The organism is Kribbella sp. NPDC002412 (assembly GCF_053592935.1).
This window is the reverse complement of sequence record NZ_JBSFBL010000006.1, coordinates 13802-28485: the sequence shown is the minus strand read 5'-3', so window position 1 is coordinate 28485 and position 14684 is coordinate 13802. Positions and strand designations below refer to the sequence as shown.

The window sequence follows — 14684 nt, the reverse complement described above, 5'->3', positions numbered from 1 at the left end:
GCCGGTGTGAGAATCCGGCCATGTCTGCCCAGTCCCGACCACGGCGCCGCCTGGGCGCCCTCGTGGTCACCTCAAGTCTCGTCCTCACCGGCGCCGCGATCGGCATCGTGGCCGCGCCGGCGGACGCCGCCTCGTCCACCGTGGTCATCACCGAGGTGTACGGCGGTGGCGGCAACACCGGAGCGCCATACACCAACGACTTCATCGAGCTGACCAACAACAGCTCCACCCCGGTCGACCTGACCGGCTGGTCGGTCCAGTACGCGTCCGCCGCCGGCACCACCTGGGCAGTCACCCAGCTGACCGGCAGCCTCGCGCCGGGCGCCGCCTACCTCGTCCAGGAGGGCGCGGGCGCCGGCAACGGCCAGCCGATGCCGACTCCCGACGCGACCGGCAACATCGCGATGTCCGCGGCGTCGGGCAAGGTCGCTCTGGTCTCGTCCACCACCGCGCTGGCCTGTGGGGCGACCTGCTCGACGGCCGCCGGTGTGGTCGACTTCGTCGGGTACGGGACGGCCAACGACTTCGAGACCGCCGCCGCGCCGGGGCTGTCCAACACGACGTCGGCGACCCGCAAGGTCCCGACCACGGACGCGGACAACAACGGCGCCGAGTTCGCCGCGGTCAACCCGTCGCCGAAGACGCTCACCTCGACGCCGCCGGACCCGGACCCGATCGACGCCAAGATCCACGACATCCAGGGTGCGGCCCACCTGTCGCCGCTGAACGGCAAGCTGGTCGGCAACGTGACCGGCGTGGTCACCGCGAAGAGCGCCAACGGCTTCTGGTTCCAGGACCCGCAGCCCGACGCCGACCCGGCCACCAGCGAGGGCCTGTTCGTCTTCACCAGCTCCGCGCCGACGGTGAACGCCGGCGACGCGGTGACAGTCAAGGGCACGGTCGCCGAGTTCCGCCCCGGCGGCTCGGGCGGCACCGACAACCTGACCACCACCGAGCTCACCAACCCGACGATCACCGTCACCGGCACCGCTGCCGTTCCGGCCGCGACGATCGTCGGCCCGGGTGGCCGGGTGCCGCCGTCGACCGTGATCGACGACGACTCCAACGGTGACGTCGAGACGACCGGCACGTTCCAGCCGGCCACCGACGGCATCGACTTCTGGGAGTCGCTGGAGGGCATGTGGCTGGGCATCGACCAGCCGCAGGTCACCGGCCCGACCAGCTCCTTCCGCGAGCTGTCCGTCGTACCGGCGGGCTCGAGCGTGCGGACCGTCCGCGGCGGCATCGTGTTGCAGAAGACCGACAGCAACCCCGAGCGGGTGCTGCTGGACGACGTACTGACCCCGATCCCGGACGCGAAGACCGGGGACAAGCTGGCCGGTGTCGTGACCGGTGTCCTGGACTACTCGTTCGGGAACTTCAAGTTCCTGCCGACACAGACCCCGACCGTCGTCGACGGCGGCGTGACGCGGGAGACCACCAAGGCCACCTCGCCGCTGCAGGTCTCGGTGGCGACGTTCAACGTGGAGAACCTCGACCCGTCCGACGGCGAGGCCAAGTTCGACGGGCTCGCCCAGGCGGTGGTGCGGAACCTCGCCTCGCCGGACATCATCGGCCTGGAGGAGGTGCAGGACAACGACGGCGCCACGAACTCCGGTACGACGGCCGCCGACGTGACCCTGGACACCCTCGTGGCCGCGATCGTGAAGGCCGGCGGCCCGAAGTACGCCTGGCGGCAGATCGACCCGGTGAACAACGCCGAGGGCGGCGAGCCGGGCGGCAACATCCGGGTCGCGTTCCTCTACCGCACCGACAAGCCGGTGAAGTTCGTCGACCGGGCCGGCGGCGGCTCGACGGTCCCGACCACGATCGTCACCGACCGGTTCGGCCGGCCGCACCTGAGCTCCTCGCCCGGTCGCGTCGACCCGGCGAACCCGGCCTGGGCGGCTGCCCGGGTCCCGCTGGCCGGTGAGTTCACCTGGCACGGGCAGAGCCTGTTCGTGGTGGTCAACCACTTCAGCTCCAAGGGCGGCGACGACCCGCTCTGGGGCCGGACCCAGCCGCCCGTGCAGGTGACCGCGGCCAAGCGGCACCAGCAGGCCCAGTCGGTGCGCGGGTTCGTGGACCAGATCCTGGCCAAGGACACGGGCGCCAACGTCATCGTGCTCGGCGACATCAACGACTTCGACTTCTCCGAGACCACCGACATCCTGGTCGGCTCCGGGAAGACGGCGCTGATCGACATGCCGCGGACGCTGCCGCTGAACGAGCGCTACAGCTACGTGTTCGAGGGCAACAGCCAGATCCTGGACCAGATCCTGATCTCGCAGAACCTCCGGCCGGCCTCGTCGTACGACATCGTGCACATGAACGCGGAGTTCCCGGACCAGATCAGCGACCACGACCCGCAGGTGGCCCGCGTCGTCCCGCTGCCGTCCTGGGTGCGCTGACGGGACGCTTACGTCGGTGGCCCGGGCGGGGTTTTCCTTGCCCGGGCATCGATACTGGAGTCGTGACAGATGACACCAAGCAGTACGCCGTACAGAAGTCCGAGGCGGAGTGGAAGGCGCAGCTGACGCCCGCCGAGTTCCACGTACTGCGCAAGGCCGGCACCGAGCGGCCGTTCACCGGCGAGTACACCGACACCAAGACGGTCGGCGTGTACAAGTGCCGGGCGTGTGACGCGGAACTGTTCCGGAGTGAGACCAAGTTCGACTCGCACTGCGGCTGGCCGTCGTTCTTCGCGCCGCTGGCCGAGGACCGGGTCCAGTACATCGAGGACTCCACCCTCGGGATGAAGCGGGTCGAGGTCCGCTGCGCGAACTGCGGATCCCACCTGGGCCACGTCTTCGAGGGCGAGGGCTACGGCACGCCCACCGACCTCCGCTACTGCATCAACAGCATCAGCCTGACCCTCCAGCCGGCCTGAGCACTCAGGCGTCCTGACCGATCAGGCGTCCGGGGCGATCAGGCGTCCCGGGCGGTCAGGGCGACCAGGCGGTAGACCTCCAGCGGCTCTGCCTTGCCCTTGAGCTCGAGGCGGCCCAGCGACTCGGTGACGGCCTCCGGGAGGAGGGCCTTGGTGGCGGGGCCGATGGCCACGCCACCGCCGGGCGCCTTGCCCTCGATCCGGGACGCGACGTTGACCGTGTCGCCGATGACCGTGTGGGTGCGGCCGCCCTCGGTGCCGAGCAGGCTGACCGAGGCGACACCGCTGTTGATGCCGACCCGGAACCGCGGCCACTGCGGATGCGCCATCTGGACGGCGGTCGCCGCCTCCTGCAGCGCCAGCCCGGCCGCGGCGGCCCGCTCCGCGTGGTCCGGCTGGTCACCGCGCTTGTTGAAGGTCACCATCAGCGCGTCGCCGATGATCCGGTCGACGTCGCCGCCGTGCCGCCGTACCACTGGCGGGACGACGACCTGGAAGTATGTGTTGAGCATCGCGGTGACCTCGGACGGGTCGTGGTGCTCGGAGAACGTGGTGAACCCCTGCAGGTCGGCGAACAGCACGCTCAGCTCCCGCCGCCCGGACACCGTGTCCTCGAGGTAGAGGTCCGCGAACCGCTCCTCGTGCCACTGGATCCGGACGCCGACCACGACCAGCACGAACGCGGCGAGCATCAGCACGTGCCACTCCCACCACGACAGCGCCCAGTTCCGTGCGAACACGAGCGCGACCATCGCCTCGGCGAGCAGGACGAACGCGGCGACCATCGACAGCAGCATCAGCGACGGCCGTTCCCACCAGGTCCGCAGATACCGCCCGGCCGCGATCGCGTAGAGCAGGATGGCCGGTACGGCGAGTGCGGCCAGGATGCCGTCCGCAGCCTCCGGTACGACGGTGTCGTGCAGCGGAGGCAATCGCAGTACGGAGGCCAGCGCCCACAACGCCATCAGCGTCAGCAGCCCAGCACGGAGCCGACGCCCCCACCGCACCGCCGAGGCGACCCGCTCGCCGGAGAAGTTCAGGCTCGACAGGACCGCGAACACCGACCCCAGCGCCACGCCGACCGGAGTCGCGAGGATGAATCCCGCGTTCGGGGTGTCGAGCAGGACCTTCGGCGTGGCCAGCGCGTGCAACCCGAGGAACCCGGCCGCCGACAGGAACGCCAGCGAGACCAGCAACACCCGAGGATCGCCCCGCCGCACCGCAGCCGCGCCGGTTCCATACGCGAGTACGGCGCTCAGCACCGCCGTGGCAAGCACCAGCCAGAAGTGCGCCGGGTGATGCTGCCAGTGCACGTCCAGCTCTGGTCGCCGCAGCAGCAGGAACAGCCCGGCCAGCGGGACGAGCAACGCGAGGGTCGTCAGGCCGATCATCGCCGGCGTGTAGACGAACCGCCGTTCAGGCATCGGCAGAGACCTTCAGATGGGTGTGGACCTGCGAGACCACCACCGAACCCTCGCCGACCGCCGACGCGACCCGCTTGACCGAACCACAGCGCACGTCGCCGATCGCGAACAGCCCGGGCAGCGTGGTCTCGTACGGCTGCGGCGGCCGCGACTCGTTCCACTGCGGATCGGCCGCGGCGTCCGTCCCGGACAGCACGAACCCGCGCGCGTCCCGCCCGACCTTGTCCGGCAACCAGTCGGTGCCGGGCACCGCGCCGATCATCACGAACAACCCGTTGACGGGCAGCGACTCCTCGGCGCCGTTCCGCCGGTCCCGCAGGGTGATGTGCTCGAGCCGGCCGTCGCCGCCACCGCCGACGACCTCGCTGTTCGCCCGCAAGGTCACGTTGGGTGCGGCATCGATCTCGTCGATCAGGTACTGCGACATGCTGGCCGACAGATCGTTGCCACGGATCACCAGCGTCACGTGCCGGCAGTAGCGGGCCAGGTGCAGGACGGCCTGTCCGGCCGAGTTCCCGCCGCCGACCACGCAGGCGTCGCGCCCTTGCAGACCGTGGGCTTCCGACACGCTCGCGCCGTAGTACACGCCGTTGCCCATCAGCTCCTCGAGCGATGGCACATCCAGCCGCCGGTACGAGACTCCGGTCGCCAGCACGACCGCGCGGGCCGTCACCTCACCCACGTCGCCGATGACCGCGCGGAAATGGTTGTCCTCCTTCTCCAGCGAGACGATCGACCGCATCAGCACGAAGTGCGCGCCGAACACCCAGGCCTGCTGATACCCGCGCTGCGCGAGCTCGGAGCCCCGGATGCCGCGCGAGAAGCCCAGGTAGTTGCGGATCAGCGAGCTCGTCCCCGCCTGCCCGCCGATGGACTCCCGCTCCACCACGAGCGTGCGCAACCCCTCGGACGACGCGTACACAGCCGCGGCCAGCCCACCCGGACCCGCCCCGATCACCAGCAGGTCGAAGGCGGTCTCGCCGTCGGCCAGCGTCGTCGGCACACCCCAGGCCTCGGCGATCTCCGCATCGGTCGGATCGTGCAGTACGGCGCCGCCGACAGCCGGCATCCACACCAGCACCCCCTCGCCGGGATCCGGTTCGCCGATCCACCGCAGCGCAGCCTCCGCCAGCGCCGAACCGCTGACCCGGAACGCGCTCGGGATCCCGTTGCGCGCCAACAGGCTGCGGATCGCCTGCCCACGGACGGAGTGGTCGGAAGCGATCACCACGACCTCGCGCAGGTTGGCGACCTCGTACCGCGACCACTCCTGGATGAACTCCGCGACCGTCCGGTGGAACAGCTCGTCCCGCTCGATCCACGGCTTCAGCACGTAGTAGTTGATGTCGCCGACCGACATCGCGGTCAGGATCGCCGCGGCCGTCGACCGGTCCGCCCACGATCCCCACTCGATCAGCAACGCCCGCCGCGCGTCCGGATGCAACGTCCGCGACAGGTCGAAGATCGCGGCCCGCTCGGCGTCGGCCAGCACGTGGTCGACCAGAACGACGGCTACTCGCTGCTCCAGTTCGTGCGCGAGCCGCAGGCAGTCGGCCGCAGCGGTCGCGGTCAGCTCGCCGCGTACGCGAAAGTCCACGCCGAACGCGCGCTCGAGCTCTGTCTCACTTCGTTCCAGCCGCATCGGATCGGCGTCGACGACCAGCAACAGCGGTCGTGCCTCACGCAGGCTGGACCTTTCCCCGGGTTCCCCTCCCATGCTTGCGACGGTAGGTCCGCGTGCAGCGATGGGCAATGGAGAAAGCGTTTGTTCGCCGGTCCTGTCCGCCCCAGTGGGACAGGACCGGCGAAGTTCAAACGGTCAGTTGACGCTCACGGCCGACCACGCCGCGGCGACGACCGCGCGTTCGGTGCTGCTCGCGCCGTACAGGTCGGTGGCCGCGTTCAGCGTCGCGGTCCGGGCCTGGGCGTACGTCGTACCCGTCGTCATGTAGGTGGTCAGCGCGCGGTACCAGATCTTGCCGACCTTGTCCCGGCCGATGCCGGTGACCGTGGAGCCGTTGCAGCTCGTCGAGTTGTGCGGCAGCCCGCCGAACTCCTTGGCGCCGGTGCCTTCGGCGGCGAGGTAGGCGAAGTGGTTCGCCACGCCGGAGGAGTAGTGGACGTCCAGGTTGCCGACGCCGGAGTAGTAGCAGTCGACCGAGTTGCCGTCCTTGCTCGGCTTGTCCATGTACCGCAGGGCCGGCCGGTCCTTCATGATCTCCTCGCCGATGTAGTAGTCACCGGGGTCGGAGGCGTTGTTGGCGTAGAACTCGACAAAGGTGCCGAAGATGTCGCTGGTCGCCTCGTTCAGGCCACCGGACTCACCGGAGTAGGTGAGGTTCGCGGTCGCCGTTGTGACGCCGTGGGACATCTCGTGACCGGCCACGTCGATCGACACCAGCGGACCGGCCACGACGCCGTCGCCGTCGCCGTACGTCATCTGCTTGCCGTCCCAGAACGCGTTCACGTAGTTGCTGCCGTAGTGCACCCGGCTCGGGACGCCCTTGCCGTCGTTGAAGATGCCGTTCCGGGCGTGCTGGGTCTTGAAGTAGTCCCAGGTCTTCGCGGCACCGTAGTGCGCGTCGACCGCGGCGGTCTGCCGGTTGGTGTTCACGCCGTTGCCCCAGTGGTTGTCGGCGTCGGTGAACCGGGTCGGGACCGGGCAGCCGAAGCCGAAGATCTGGCACAGGATCGAGTCGGTCTTGTTGTTCGCGTCGGCGGTGTAGCCGTTGCCGCGAGTCGGGTCGGTCAGCGTGAACCCGCCGGTGGCCGGCGTGCTCTCGATCGGCACGGTCCCGCTGTACAGGCTCTGGCCGTCGCCGGAGGCGGTGTGGATGTGCTGCTCGGAGACCAGCCTCGCTCCGGTCAGCGCGTCGACCGTGGTGGTCACGTGGCTCGGTGTGCCGTCCGCCTGGGTCCCGCCCGAGGCGACCAGGTAGGCCAGCCGCGGCGTGCCCTTGCGGGCCTCGATCACCAGCGTCGGCTTGCCCTCGGCCTTCTGGCCGCGGGTCAGCGCCTTGGCGGTGGCGCTCGCGACGCTGATCTTCGGCGTCCGGCTCACGTCGGCGCTGCGGCTCAGGGTCAGGCTGGCGCCCTTGAAGGCGCCGTCCTTGGCCTGGTGGACGACGACGTCGCCACCGAGCACCTTCAGCCCGCCGATGGTCCGGTCCATCCGGACGTGGCTGGAGCCGTCGGCGTCCACGATGACGTCCCGGACGACGAACGCGTCCGCGCCGGTGGCCTTCAGTACGGCGAGATGGTCGCCGATCGCGGCCTTGGCCCGGGCGACGGCCGCGCTGGGGCTGGGGATGGGGTCTGCCGTCGGCGCACCGGTGGCGGTGGTGGCGCTGGTCAGACCGAGGGCGGTGGTGGTCGCCACTGCGGTGGCAGCGGCGAACAGGGCGGATCTGTTCATCCTCGCGCTCCTTCAAGAGGTGTCCCGGGGGCCTCACGCCCCAGGAACGAGGTGCAGGAACGTTACCGCTCGGTCACCTACCGTGGCCAGAGGTTGGGAAAAGTTGCCTTTCCCGCGGAATTCGCCGGGATTTGTCCGGGCCGGGCGGTAGCGTCGCGGCATGGCGGCGACCAAGGCAATCGAGCTGGAGATCGCGGGGCGGACAGTGCGGGTGAGCAACCCGGACAAGCCGTACTTCGCGGACCGCGGGCTCACCAAGCTCGACATCGTGAACTACTTCGTCGCGGTCGGGGACGGCATCCTCGGCGCGCTCCGGGACCGGCCCACGACGCTGGAGCGCTGGCCGGGCGGCTGGTTCGAGGGCGCCAAGCTCTCGACCCGGGCGGACAACCGCGGTGACGCGTTCTACCAGAAGCGGGTCGCCAAGGGCGCGCCCGACTGGGTCGAGACCGCGACCATCAAGTTCCCGAGCGGCCGGCCCGCCGACGAGGTCTGCCCGACCGAGCTCGCCGTCGTCGCCTGGGCGGTCAACCTGGGCACGCTGACCTTCCACCCCTGGCCGGTACGGCGTCCGCAGCTCGACAACCCGGATCAGCTCCGGATCGACCTCGACCCGCAGCCGGGGACGGACTTCAAGAGCGCGGTGGTGGTCGCGCCGGTGCTGCGTGAGCTGCTCGCCGAGCACGGTCTGGAGGGGTACCCGAAGACGTCGGGTGGCCGCGGCCTGCACGTGTACGTGCCGATCGAGCCGCGCTGGGACTTCATTCAGTCGCGGCGGGCGGTAATCGCGGTCGGCCGGGAGCTGTCCCGGCGGATGCCGGAGCAGGTCACGGTGAACTGGTGGAAGGAGGAGCGCGGCGAGCGTGTGTTCATCGACTACAACCAGATGGCCCGCGACCGCACGATCGCCTCGGCCTACTCGGTCCGCCCGAACGCCCGGGCCCGCGTCTCGGCGCCACTGCGCTGGGAGGAGCTCGAGGACGTCGTACCGGACGACTTCGACGTGCTCACCATGCCGGCTCGTTTCGCCGAGGTCGGCGACCTGCACGCGGCCGTCGGCGAGAAGGCGTTCTCGCTGGAGTCCCTGCTGGAGCTGTCCGCCAAGCACGAGCGCGACCACGGCGAGGGCGACCTGCCCTACCCGCCGGAGTACCCGAAAATGCCCGGCGAGCCAAAGCGAGTCCAGCCCTCCAAGGACCGCGACCGCCCCAAGGACTGAGCTGCGGATCAGCGTCGCATGTCGCCGAGCATGCGGCGTGGATTCTGCTTGACGTTGAGCCCGAGGCCGCGGAGGTCGTCGGGGATCCGTCGGATGATGTCCTGCGGTGTCACGTTCTCTGCCACCGCGAGCAGGACGATCAGCTCGCTGAGATTGCCTCGCAGCGAGCTGTCGGTTCGGCGAAGCTGAGCTGAAACGCGGTTTGGGTCGAGTGCCGGTGCCAACTGAAGCTCCCAGCCGAACAGCTGTGCGGCTCTCGCCAGCAGAGCTGCATCGGCCGGTCCGTCGCTGGCGGACTCAACCTGCACCTCAGACCAGCTCTTCGTAGTGTCCATCGTCTCCCCCTTGCACAGCTGTTTCTCCGTGCCTGCCACATCGCAGGTGCGGAGAGAGCTGTTACGCCGGGTGAGCTAGATACCGCGCAGTGCGCCGCCGTCGATGGGGATGATGGTGCCGGTCAGGTAGGAGGCGGCGGGGGAGAGGATGAAGGCGGCGACCCGGCCGAACTCGTCCGGGGTGCCGTAGCGGCGCAGCGGGATGGTCTTCTCCGAGGCGCGGCGGGCCGCGTCGGGGTCGCCGCCCTTGGCGTCGAGCTCCTTGAGCCGGTCGGTGGAGATCCGGCCGGGCATCAGGCCGTTGACCCGGATCCCGTTCGGCCCGAGCTCGTCGGCGAGGGTCTTCGCGACCATCGCCAGGCCCGGGCGCAGACCGTTCGAGATCGCCAGGCCGGGGATCGGGGACTTCACCGACGACGACAGCACGAACGCGATCGACGTGCCCTCCGAGCCGGCCCGAGCTACCGAGCGGGCGATCCGCAGGCCGCCGAGGAACACGCTGTCGAAGGCGTTGCGCCAGTCCTCCTCGTCGGTGTCGAGGGCCGTCCCCGGGCGCGGGCCGCCGACGCTGATCAACGCGCCGTGCAACGCGCCCCACTTGGCGATCGCGGTCGCGGCGAGCCGCTCCGCGCTCTCCGGGTCGGCGTTGTCGACCGGGATGCCGACCACGTTCTCACCGAGCTCGGCCGCGGCGCGCGCGATCGACTCCTCGTTCCGGCTGGAGATGACGAGCCGGGCGCCTTCCGCGGCCAGCGCCTTCGCCGTGGCGAAGCCGAGGCCGGCGCTGGCGCCGGTGACGATGTACGTGCGATCGCGCAGTCCGAGGTCCACGGCACCATCCTGCCTCACGGGTGCGGATCTCGCATGCCGAGGCCTGTTGGTGGCCGACGGCAAGTTCTTGGTCAGGCGTCAGTACGCCGACCGGCGCAGCGGACTCTCGCTGTTGTTGAGGTGCCAGGCGGTGTTGACCAGCCCGAGGTGCGAGAACGCCTGCGGGAAGTTCCCCAGCATCCGGCCGCTGGCCGGGTCGTACTCCTCCGCGAGCAGCCCGACATCGTTGCGCAGGGCAACGAGTCGCTCGTACAGCTCGCGGGCCTCGCCGACCCGGCCGATCAGGGCCAGCGAGTCGGCCAGCCAGAACGAGCAGATCAGGAACGCGCCCTCGTCACCCGGCAGCCCGTCGTCGGTGTGCTCGGTGTGGTACCGGCGGACGAAACCGTCGTACCCGAGCTCCTTCTGGACGGCGTCGACCGTGCCGGCCACCCGCGGGTCCTCCGGCGGCAGGAACCCGACCTGCGGGATCAGCAGTACGGCGGCGTCCAGCGCCTTGCTGCCGTAGGCCTGCGTGAACGTGCCCCGATCCGCGTCGAACGCCTTCTCGCAGACCTCGCGGTGGATCTGGTCCGCGGTCGCGCGCCACTGCTTGGCCGGCCCGCTCATGCCGAACCGCTCGACCGCCCGGGCGGCGCGGTCGAACGCGACCCAGGCCATCACCTTCGAGTACGTGAACTGCTGCCGCCCGCCGCGGACCTCCCAGATCCCTTCGTCCGGCTGGTCCCAGATACCGGTCAGGTGCCGCATCAGGCCGCGCTGCATCGCCCAGGCGTCGTCACTCGGACCGATCCTCGACTCGCGCGCGAGCGCGAGCACGTCCATCACCTCGCCGTACACGTCGAGCTGCAGTTGCTCCGCGGCGGCGTTGCCGATCCGCACCGGCTGCGCGCCGCCGAAGCCGGGCAGCCAGTCGGCCTCGAACTCCGTCAGCCGGCGTTCACCGGTGACGCCGTACATGATCTGGAGGTCGGCCGGGTCGCCGGCGATCGCCCGGAGCAGCCAGTCCCGCCACGCGGCCGCCTCCTCGGTGAACCCGGACCGCAGCATCGCCGCCAGCGTCATCGTGGCATCGCGCAGCCAGCAGAACCGGTAGTCCCAGTTGCGCTGCCCGCCGAGGCTCTCGGGCAGCGAGGTCGTCGGCGCCGCCACGATCCCGCCGGAAGGCGCGTACGTCAGCGCCTTCAGCGTCAGGATCGACCGGGTGACCTCGTCCTCGAACCCGTCGGCGTCGGTCGTCTGGCCGATCCACTCGGTCCAGTAGCTCTCGGTCGGCTCGAGCGAGGCGATCGCGTCGGTCGGATCGGGCACCGGGTGGTGCGACGGGTGCCAGGTGAGCACGAACCAGGCCTGGTCGCCGGCCGACACCTCGAAGTCCGCGTACGTCGCGAAGTCGCGGCCGTACTGGTGGACGTCGGACCGCAACGACACCGCGTCCGGCCCGGCGATCGCGACCACCTGGCCGTCGACCCGCCGTACCCACGGCACCACATGCCCGTAGTCGAACCGCAGCCGCAGCTCGGACCGCATCGACACGGTCCCGCTGACCCCTTGCACGATGCGTACGACGTCCGGCGCCGCATCCCGTGGTGGCATGAAGTCGATCACCCGCACCGAGCCACCAGGCGTGGTCCACTCGGTCTCCAGCACCAGCGTGTCGCCGCGGTAGTGGCGGCTGCTGGTCGCGTCGGCGTCGCGGGGTGAGAGCCGCCAGTGCCCGTTGTCGTCGGTGCCGATCAGGGCCGCGAAGCAGGCCGGGGAGTCGAACCGCGGGAAGCACAGCCAGTCGATCGAGCCCTGCTTCGACACCAGTGCGGCCGTCTGCAGGTCACCGATCAGCGCATAGTCCTCAATCCGGCGCTCCGGCACGGACTTCGGGCCGGTCCTGCCCTGCCGCGGCGGCTTCGGTTGCGTCGGGTGCGGAGTCACTGCGGAGCTCCTGTCGGGAGAAGTAGACCAGCCCGCCCAGGGCCAGCAGGGCGAAGAAGAACCATTGCAGCCCGTAGAAGAAGTGTGGCCCGTCGTCGATCTCCGGACCCGGGAACGCGCCGAACGCGGCGTCGTTGGCCGGCTCCTGCCGGTCGATGGTCAGGTAGCCGTCGTACAGGTTCAGGTCGAGGACCTTGGCGAAGTCCGGGCCGTTGATCAGGCGCGCCGTGCCGTTGTCCGGTGTGCCGCCGTTGGTGCTCCCGCCGCGCTCGCTGCGCCGCAGCCGGCCGGTGATCGTGACCTCGCCGGACGGGACCGCGGGAATATGGCCGGGAGCGAGCTCGGCGCCCTGGCGGGTCAGGAAGCCGCGGTCGACCAGGACCGCCTTGCCGTCGGGGAGCAGCAGCGGGGTGACGATCTCGAAGCCGGGCCGGTCGTTCACGTTGCGGTACCGCAGGACGATCTGCTTCGAGGCGTCGTACCGGCCGGTGACGACGGCCGTCCGCCAGGCGTGCTGGTCGCCGACCACACCGTCCGCGCCGACGATCCGGTCGATCGGGGCCGGGGGAGCGGCCAGGTTGGCGCGGGTGACGTCGTTGCGCGCCTTGCGCTCGTCGAGGCGGTGGAACTGCCAGCGGCCGAGCTGGACGCACACCCCGGCGAGCACCAGGACCGCCAGTGCGGCGGCGATCCAGCGGACATTCATCAGGCGACCCACATCTCGAACTTAAGCCATGCCCTGAAACAGTCGGTGCCCGGCACGTAGGCTGGGGGCGTGACGGCTACCGAAGAGGTGACGCAACTGGGCCTGGCGGACAGGTTCGGCCGGGTCGCCACGGACCTGCGGGTCTCGCTGACGGACCGTTGCAACCTGCGCTGCTCGTACTGCATGCCGGAGGAAGGCCTCGACTGGCTGGCCAAGCCGGAGCTGCTGACCGATGACGAGGTGGTTCGGCTCGTCTCCGTCGCGGTCCGGTTACTCGGTGTGCACGAGATTCGCTTCACCGGCGGTGAGCCGCTGCTCCGCCGCGGCCTGGTCGACATCGTCGCGCGGACGACGGAGCTCGTGCCGCGTCCCCAGGTGTCGCTGACCACGAACGGGATCGGCCTGTCCCGGCAGGCGTCGGCCCTGAAGGAAGCCGGCCTGGACCGGGTGAACGTGAGCCTCGACACGATCCGGCAGGACACGTTCAAGGAGCTCGCCCGCCGGGATCGCCTGAAGGACGTGCTGGCCGGCCTCGAAGCCGCCCAGGCGGCCGGGCTGACACCGGTGAAGGTCAACGCAGTGCTGATGCGCGGCGTGAACGACACGCAGGCGCCGGAGCTGCTGGAGTTCTGCCTCGAGCACGGCTACGAGCTGCGGTTCATCGAGCAGATGCCGCTCGACGCCCAGCACGGCTGGAACCGGGCCACCATGGTCACCGCGGACGAGATCCTCGCCCAGCTCGCCGAGCCGTTCGGTCTCGAGCCGACCGACGCGGCGGCCCGGGGGAGTGCGCCCGCCGAGTCCTTCACCGTGCGCGGCGGGCCGCAGACCGTCGGCATCATCGCCTCCGTCACCCGCCCGTTCTGCGGCGACTGCGACCGGGTCCGGCTGACCGCCGACGGCCAGGTCCGCGACTGCCTGTTCGCCCGCACCGAGTCCGACCTGCGCACGGCGTTGCGGTCCGGGGCCGACGACGAGGAGCTGGCCGACCGCTGGCGGCGCGCGATGCGGAACAAACTTCCGGGTCACGGGATCAACGACCCGAGCTTCCTGCAGCCGACCCGGCCGATGTCCGCGATCGGCGGCTGAACCCGCCTCAACTGGTTGGAAGGGCGCGAAACCGGCCCAATCCGGAAATGCAGTTTTTCGGGTGTCCGCGGATTCACCCGGAGAAAGGCTCGACCTCACGCAGGAATGACCGGCGGTCGAGGAAGTCGGACAGGCTGTCCTTGTGTTCGTCGCACGCCAGCCAGGTCTTGCGCCGATCCGGGGTGTGGATCTTCGGGTTGTTCCAGAGCAGCGCCCACCGTGCCGGCGCGCCGCAACCCCTGGCAGAGCAGGTGGACGGCAGGACTTCTTCGGTCATCACGGCCATTCCTGGGGGATTGTTGCTGACCACTCAATAATCAAAAGAGTGGGGAAAATGAAGCGACGTCGGACAGCCACGGGGGGAGCCGTCCGACGCCGCATCAAGTCCCTGAATTTCATCAGTGAACTTCAGAGCACGCGGGAGATTCTGACACGGATGGTGCCAAAGTTTCCAGTCCCGGCCCAGATCACTTTTCGGTGTCGATCTTGCGGCCCGGATCGGGGTCGTCGGCAGGGTTCGCGATGACGACCGGATGCGATCCGATCGCAGGGCGTTCGGGCGCCACGAAGGGGTCGGCCGCGTCCAGTTTCGTGGTCCGGTGCGCGTTCGCCAGCACGACCGCGACGTACGGCAGGAAGACGGCCGCGACGATGAACATCCAGCGCCACGGCGACGGGGTGAGGACGGCGAGCACGAAGCAGACGATCCGGATCGACATCATCCACGCGTAGCGCACGATCCGGCTGTCCAGATCCTCGGACCGGCCCGGCTGTGCACTCGTCACCGAAATGACGGTCTCACCGGCCCGCTCACGGTGTCGTGACATCTATCCTCCTCACCAGGAA

Annotated in this window: 13 protein-coding genes; 4 read left to right on the top strand and 9 right to left on the bottom strand. The window is 69.9% G+C overall.

The window, feature by feature from the left end; translation table 11 throughout:
* The first annotated feature begins 20 nt into the window (after nt 1-20).
* Together ACWCOV_RS06640 and msrB are read left to right on the top strand one after the other, a co-directional pair.
* Complete coding sequence (locus ACWCOV_RS06640; protein WP_449828232.1) at nt 21-2411, top strand: lamin tail domain-containing protein; 2391 nt, start codon at nt 21-23, stop codon at nt 2409-2411.
* 62 nt (nt 2412-2473) lie between these two features.
* Nucleotides 2474-2890, top strand: coding sequence for a peptide-methionine (R)-S-oxide reductase MsrB (gene msrB / locus ACWCOV_RS06635; RefSeq protein WP_360536101.1), 417 nt, complete (start codon nt 2474-2476; stop codon nt 2888-2890).
* A gap of 38 nt (nt 2891-2928) precedes the next feature.
* Here msrB and ACWCOV_RS06630 read toward each other — a convergent pair whose 3' ends face one another.
* The 3 genes from ACWCOV_RS06630 to ACWCOV_RS06620 all read right to left on the bottom strand — a co-directional run bounded on the left by ACWCOV_RS06630 (nt 2929) and on the right by ACWCOV_RS06620 (nt 7729).
* Complete coding sequence (locus tag ACWCOV_RS06630; protein ID WP_449828231.1) at nt 2929-4314, bottom strand: adenylate/guanylate cyclase domain-containing protein; 1386 nt, start codon at nt 4312-4314, stop codon at nt 2929-2931.
* The gene (locus ACWCOV_RS06625) at nt 4307-6031 is read right to left on the bottom strand and encodes an FAD-dependent oxidoreductase (protein ID WP_449828230.1); all 1725 of its coding nucleotides are present in this window, start codon (nt 6029-6031) and stop codon (nt 4307-4309) included. Before ACWCOV_RS06625 ends, ACWCOV_RS06630 begins: the two co-directional genes overlap by 8 nt.
* Before the next feature lie 102 nt (nt 6032-6133).
* Nucleotides 6134-7729, bottom strand: a complete 1596-nt coding sequence (locus tag ACWCOV_RS06620) for a M4 family metallopeptidase (RefSeq protein WP_449828229.1) — start codon at nt 7727-7729, stop codon at nt 6134-6136.
* Between the two features lie 160 nt (nt 7730-7889).
* Between ACWCOV_RS06620 and ligD the strand changes: the two genes are divergently transcribed.
* Entirely contained in the window at nt 7890-8948 is a 1059-nt protein-coding gene (gene ligD / locus ACWCOV_RS06615; RefSeq protein ID WP_449828228.1) for a non-homologous end-joining DNA ligase, read from the top strand.
* A gap of 8 nt (nt 8949-8956) precedes the next feature.
* Here the strand turns inward: ligD and ACWCOV_RS06610 are convergent, their stop codons facing one another.
* From ACWCOV_RS06610 to ACWCOV_RS06595, 4 genes are all read right to left on the bottom strand, one after another.
* Nucleotides 8957-9283, bottom strand: a complete 327-nt coding sequence (locus ACWCOV_RS06610; RefSeq protein WP_449828227.1) for a hypothetical protein — start codon at nt 9281-9283, stop codon at nt 8957-8959.
* Between the two features lie 75 nt (nt 9284-9358).
* A complete protein-coding gene (locus tag ACWCOV_RS06605) occupies nt 9359-10114 on the bottom strand; it encodes an SDR family oxidoreductase (RefSeq protein WP_449828226.1) in 756 nt (251 codons plus the stop codon).
* Nucleotides 10115-10192: 78 nt separating this feature from the next.
* Nucleotides 10193-12043, bottom strand: coding sequence for a glycoside hydrolase family 15 protein (locus ACWCOV_RS06600; protein ID WP_449828225.1), 1851 nt, complete (start codon nt 12041-12043; stop codon nt 10193-10195).
* Nucleotides 11964-12749 carry an SURF1 family cytochrome oxidase biogenesis protein gene (locus ACWCOV_RS06595; RefSeq protein ID WP_449828224.1) on the bottom strand — a complete coding sequence of 262 codons (786 nt, stop codon included), beginning with the start codon at nt 12747-12749 and terminating at the stop codon, nt 11964-11966. The genes ACWCOV_RS06600 and ACWCOV_RS06595 overlap by 80 nt, the downstream gene beginning before the upstream one ends.
* A gap of 69 nt (nt 12750-12818) precedes the next feature.
* On the opposite strand from ACWCOV_RS06595, the gene moaA reads away from it, so the two are divergent.
* Complete coding sequence (moaA, locus tag ACWCOV_RS06590; protein WP_449828223.1) at nt 12819-13838, top strand: GTP 3',8-cyclase MoaA; 1020 nt, start codon at nt 12819-12821, stop codon at nt 13836-13838.
* A 73-nt stretch (nt 13839-13911) separates the two neighbouring features.
* Here the strand turns inward: moaA and ACWCOV_RS06585 are convergent, their stop codons facing one another.
* Both ACWCOV_RS06585 and ACWCOV_RS06580 read right to left on the bottom strand, forming a co-directional pair.
* A complete protein-coding gene (locus tag ACWCOV_RS06585; protein ID WP_449828222.1) occupies nt 13912-14115 on the bottom strand; it encodes a hypothetical protein in 204 nt (67 codons plus the stop codon).
* 190 nt (nt 14116-14305) lie between these two features.
* Nucleotides 14306-14665: a DUF3099 domain-containing protein gene (locus ACWCOV_RS06580; protein WP_449828221.1), complete on the bottom strand. Its 360-nt coding sequence runs from the start codon at nt 14663-14665 to the stop codon at nt 14306-14308.
* Between the last annotated feature and the right edge of the window lie 19 nt (nt 14666-14684).